This is a genomic window from Paenarthrobacter sp. 2TAF44 (genome assembly GCF_052114885.1).
In the GTDB taxonomy this organism is placed as follows: domain Bacteria; phylum Actinomycetota; class Actinomycetes; order Actinomycetales; family Micrococcaceae; genus Arthrobacter.
In genome coordinates this window covers 1-1,768 of record NZ_JBFRFP010000055.1, presented here as the reverse complement: position 1 = coordinate 1,768, position 1,768 = coordinate 1, and the positions used below count along the sequence as shown (strand labels likewise).

Genomic DNA, 1,768 nt, shown 5'->3' with positions numbered 1-1,768 from the left:
CCTGACTTGGCTCACGGCTCGTGGCTTCGGGGTGGGCCGAGGCTCTGACCTGCGGTGATGTTGGCGGAATGCTGCTTTTTCACGCACTAAAGGGGTTTTGTTCTAGTGTCACCGGTGTGGTGTTCATCAGGAGGGTGCGGACGGCCTCGGGAGCGACGGCAGTGCAGATCGCCGAGTATGTGCGCGGCCGTCAGCGGATCGTGGAGCACGTCGGCTCGGCGCATACGGAGGCAGAGCTTGGCATGCTGCTCGAACGCGCCCGTGAGCTGCTGGACAATCCTGCCCAGGGCGTCCTGGATCTCGCTGTTGAGCCCACCCCTGCAGTGAAGGGCCTGGTTGTCCCTGCCGGGCAGGGCTTGTTCGAGGCGGCCGGCGCGGTGACGCCAGCCGGTCGTGATGGTCCGGGACGGGTGGTCGGCACGGACTCGCGGATCCTGTTCGATGCGTTGGCCGGCGTGTTTACAGCGTTGGGGTTCGATGGCCTCGGCGACGAGGTGTTCCGGGACCTCGTGATCGCCCGGGTCGTGGAACCGACATCACTGCTGGATGCCGGCAGAATCCTTCGGGACCTGGGCCAGTCCCCGGCCAGCTACGCGACCATGAAACGCACCCTGGGCCGTGCCGCAGCGGGCAAGTACCGCGACCGGATCGCGACCTGGTGCTTCCAGCACGCCAGCACCGACGGGGACATCTCCCTGGTGCTCTACGACGTCACTACGCTCTACTTCGAGGCCGAGAAGGAAGACGAACTGCGCAAGGTCGGCTATTCCAAGGAGCGCAGGGTCGACCCCCAGATCGTCGTCGGCCTGCTCGTGGACCGGCTCGGTTTCCCGCTGGAGATCGGCTGCTTCGAAGGCAACAAGGCCGAGACCGCGACCATGATCCCGATCATCAAGCAGTTCCAGGCCCGCCACAGCCTGGCCGACATGGTCGTCGTCGCCGACGCCGGAATGCTCTCCGCCGGCAACCTTCGCGAACTGGACGAGGCGAACCTGCGCTTTATCGTCGGCTCCCGGATGACGAAGGCCCCGACCGATCTGGCCTCGCACTTCCGCTGGCACGGCGACGCGTTCAGCGACGGTCAGCTGATCGACACCATCACCCCCAGAACCGGCCACGCCAAGGAGAACAACCCCGACCTGCGCGCCGAACCCGTCTGGGACCCCGCCATCCACCCCGGCTCGTGGCGGGCCGTGTGGGCCTACTCCCGCAAAAGAGCGGTCCGCGACGCCACCACCCTCACGGCCCAGGAGAACCGGGCCCGCGAGGTCATCGAGGGACAGAAAGCTGCCCGCACCCCGCGGTTCGTGAAGACAGCCGGCGGCAAACGCAGCCTCGACGAGGCATCACTGACACGCGCCCGGCAACTGGCCGGCCTGAAGGGCTACGTCACAAACATCCCCGCAACGGCCATGGCCGCGACGGAAGTCATCGCCTCCTACCACGACCTGTGGCATGTCGAGCAGTCCTTCCGGATGAGCAAGACAGACCTGCGGGCCAGGCCCATGTTTCACCGCACCCGGGACGCGATCGAGGCACACCTGACGATCGTGTTCACCGCGCTGGCAGTATCCAGAACCGTCCAGAACAGGACCGGACTGGCGATCGCCAACGTCGTCAAACAACTCCGGCCCCTGCGCTCAGCGACCATCGCCATCAACGGCACCAAACAGAGATTCGCTCCCGACATTTCCACCGAAGAGCAAGCCATCCTCGACGCGATCCACGGTCCAAAAGTCACGCACTAAGGAAATGAGCCAAGTCAGGT

At 65.5% G+C, this 1,768-nt stretch carries 1 protein-coding gene; it reads left to right on the top strand.

Annotation, left to right across the window (positions count from 1 at the left end; all coding sequences use genetic code 11):
* The first annotated feature begins 116 nt into the window (after positions 1-116).
* Positions 117-1,748 carry an IS1634 family transposase gene (locus AB4Z15_RS24915; RefSeq protein WP_442019400.1) on the top strand — a complete coding sequence of 544 codons (1,632 nt, stop codon included), beginning with the start codon at positions 117-119 and terminating at the stop codon, positions 1,746-1,748.
* Positions 1,749-1,768: the final 20 nt, after the last annotated feature.